General features: G+C 67.0%; 3 protein-coding genes. 1 reads left to right on the forward strand and 2 read right to left on the reverse strand.

All coding sequences use genetic code 11. The features are described 5' to 3' along the window. Window positions 1-2,311: DUF2339 domain-containing protein (locus KBT70_RS18815; protein ID WP_296637788.1), on the forward strand; the 2,311-nt coding region annotated here is incomplete at its 5' end. On the opposite strand, the gene KBT70_RS18820 is transcribed toward KBT70_RS18815, so the two are convergent. Both KBT70_RS18820 and KBT70_RS18825 read right to left on the reverse strand, forming a co-directional pair. Then, window positions 2,308-2,895, reverse strand: coding sequence for a nucleotidyltransferase family protein (locus KBT70_RS18820; protein WP_296637790.1), 588 nt, complete (start codon window positions 2,893-2,895; stop codon window positions 2,308-2,310). The two genes, KBT70_RS18815 and KBT70_RS18820, sit on opposite strands and share 4 nt — an antisense overlap. Further along, window positions 2,895-3,319: ABC transporter permease subunit (locus KBT70_RS18825; RefSeq protein WP_296637792.1), on the reverse strand; the 425-nt coding region annotated here is incomplete at its 5' end. The genes KBT70_RS18820 and KBT70_RS18825, both read right to left, overlap by 1 nt.

The following is a 3,319-nucleotide window of genomic DNA, read 5'->3' on the forward strand; positions in this document are numbered from 1 at the left end:
GGCATTGGCAGGCGTCTTCATGGTGCAATACGGCGTCGAGCAAGGATTGCTCACGCCGTTCTGGCGGGTGATGGGTGCGCTGGCGCTCGGGGCCGCGCTAATTGCGGCGGGCGAGCGGCTACGGCGGCGTTATGGGGATGAGGTGGCGGGCGCGGTCACGGGCCTGCCCTCGGTTCTGTCAGGGGCGGGGGTGATTGCGCTCTTTGCGGGCGTTTTGGCGGCGCGGGGGCTTTATGATTTGATCGGGCCGGGAGTGGCCTTGGCAGGCTTGGTGGGCGTTTGTGCGGGGGCTGTGGTCCTTGGCTGGTTCCATGGGCCGGTTTTGACGGCGCTTGGCCTGATGGGCGCGGGGGTTGCGCCGTTCATGGTGGGCGGACAGTCGGACACGCCGGGGGTGTTTTATGGGTATTATGCCGTCTTGGCGGCGGTCGGGCTGGCGGTAGATGCCGCGCGGCGGTGGGCGTGGATTTCGGTTCTGGCCTTGGCGGTCAGTATCGGCGGCGCGACGCTGCTCTATCTGACAGAGGCGGGCGCGCTCCTCTATCTCGCGTTCTGGGCGGTGCTTGTGGTGTTGACCGTTTTGGCGCCCGAGGCACGATTGGTGCCGCAGCATTCGGGCAATACGCTGTTGCGGCGGGTGCTGGCGGGCGGAGACTATCCCGATTTCCCGGTGCGGCTCGTCTGGGGTGTGGTGGGTCTGGCAAGCCTTGCAGCCCTCTGGGTGGCAAGTGAGGCGCGCGAGGCGCTGGTGGTCTGGGGCGCGCTGAGCCTGCTTGCGGGGATGCTGGCGGCGCTGATTCTGGGCACGCGGCGGGCCGAAGCGCTGGAGGATGTGCCGCTGATCCCGGCCTTGGCGGCGCTGGTGCTGGTGACGCTGGAAGGATTTGGACAGGGGCTGGTCTGGTCGGGGTTCATGGCCGGGATCGAGCGGTTGCCCGAGGCGAAGATGCCACTTGCGGCGAGTGTGCTGTTGGCGGGCGGGGCGGCGGCCTCGGCCCTGTTCGCGTTTCGCGCCCGCTATGCGGCGGGGGCGGTGCCGGTGATCCTGTGGAGCCTTGCGGCGGCGGTGATGGCACCGGGGCTGGCGTTGATCCTAGAGCTGCTCTGGACCCCGGCGGCAGTGATCGGCGCCTATCCTTGGGCCTTGCAGGTGATGGCGCTGGCGGGGCTGATGGTGGTGTTCGCAGTGCGGGCGCGCGGGCCGGAGGGGCGGCTCGCAGCGGCGCTCTTTGCCGGGGCGGCCATCGTGCTGATCACGCTGGCGCTCTTTGTGGTGCTGAGCAAGGCGGCGCTGACACTGGCCTTGGCGGTGATGGTTCTGGCCACGGCGCTGATTGACCGGCGGTTTACTCTGCCGCTCCTCGGAGGGGTGGCGCAGGTGGGCGTTGCAGTGATCGGCTACCGGCTGGTGATTGATCCGGGTCTGACTTGGGCGGTGCGCGAGGCGGGACTGGGTGATGTCCTCTTGTCGCATTTGGGGCCGCTGGCCCTGTTGGCGGCGGCATGGGGGGTGATGGCGGTGCGGGCCGGGGGGGCAACGCGGGCGGTGATCGAAAGCGCCATCTGGAGCATCGGTGCGATTTTCCTCAGCGTTCTCTTGCAGCGGTGGCTGGGTGGGCCGGGGGCGATGGGGCATGCGGGGCTAGGCCTGACGGCGGTGGTGTGGCTGGCCTCAGCCATGGTGCAGCTCTGGCGGATGCGCGTGGGTGGGCGTGTGGTGCGGTGGCTGCGGCTGGCGCTAAGCTGTGTCATGGGGGCGGTGGCGCTCGTGTCGTTGGTGGTGCAAGCGGTGCTGACCAATCCGCTGGTGCCGGTGCTCTGGCGCAAGGAGTTTGTGAGCGGGCCCTTGATCCTTGACACATTGGCCGCCGCCTATCTGCCGGTCGCTCTGGTCTTTGCTCTCGCGGCATGGAAGCTGGATCATCTGCCGCGTTTGCTGCGGCAGGTCTTTGTCGTGGCAGGGGCGGTTTATGGCGCGTGGTATCTCGGGCTCGAGATCCGGCGGTTGTGGCAGGGGGATGACCTGAGCGTGCCGGGGGTTAGCGATGGCGAGCTATACAGCTACACGGTCGCGCTTATTCTGGTCTCGGTCGCGCTGTTGGGGGTGGCCTTGGTGCGGCGGTCCGAGACCTTGCGGCGGGTGGCAATGGCCGGCGTCGCGCTGACCGTGGCCAAGGTGTTTCTGGTGGATATGGCGGGGCTGGCGGGGTTGGTGCGGGTGGCGTCCTTCCTCGGGCTGGGGCTGTCATTGGCGGGGCTTGCTTGGCTCAACCGGCGGATTGCCGAGCATATGGGGCGTGACCCGGCCTAAGATTGCGCGGCGCGCCATGCCGCCCAAGCCTCGGGCGTGTCGAGGTCGGTTGTGGCGTGCTGGCCGGGCAGGGGCACAGGAATCACGGGATGGGCGCGCAAGAGGTCGCGCGCGCCGGAGTCGCCGGTGATCTGGGTTAGCTCTGGTAGCAGGCGAGCGGGCAGAATCACCGGGTGGCCGGGTGTGCCATCCATGTTGCAGGCGCGCAAGATGGTTTCAGAATCATTGGCTTGCAGCATGAGGCTCATGTCGCTTGCGGTGAGGTCTGGCAGGTCGGGAAGCAAGATCATCAAGGCTGCGGCACCCTGGGCCATAGCCCATTCAGCGCCCGTGCGCAGCGAGGCGGACATGCCGGTTGCGGCATCGGGCACGGATAGGAGGGTGACGTTGAGCCCGTTAAGGGCCGCGCGGCGGGCAGCGGTCTCGGGCGGCAGGGTCACGGCCACGGCGCAGCCTGTCCCAAGGGCGAGCGTCACGCGGTCGCGCAGGAGCGGCTGATCGCGCACCGTTTCCAAGAGCTTATCCGTGCCTCGCATCCGTGACGAGGCCCCGGCGGCAGGAATGAGGATCGCCACGCCGCCCATCAGCGGATCAGGTTCATCCGCAGGCTGAGCTTGCGGCGGTATTCCTGCGGCAGATGGCGGTTGAGGTGGCGATTGATCAGGCCAAAGACACCGATCACGACCAGAGTGAGCAGGATGAAATAGCCCGCAAGAATCGGATAGGGCACGAAGGGGTTAAATGTCTTGTCCGCGAAATACTTGGCATAGTAGAGCGCATCGCCGCGCTGTTGCCAGACCGGAAAGCCCGAGAAAAAGACCAGTGTGGTGGCGTGAAAGAGAAAGATCGCCTCATTGGTATACGCGGGCCAGGCGAGCCGCAGCATTGTGGGCCAGATGATCCGGCGAAAGCGGGACCAGCCGGAAAAGCCATAGGCATCCGCCGCCTCGACATCACCCTTGGGGATCGAGCGGAGTGCGCCATAGAAAATCTCGCCGGAATAGGCGG

The sequence above is a fragment of the Roseovarius sp. genome, from assembly GCF_018066915.1.
Taxonomy (GTDB): domain Bacteria; phylum Pseudomonadota; class Alphaproteobacteria; order Rhodobacterales; family Rhodobacteraceae; genus Roseovarius.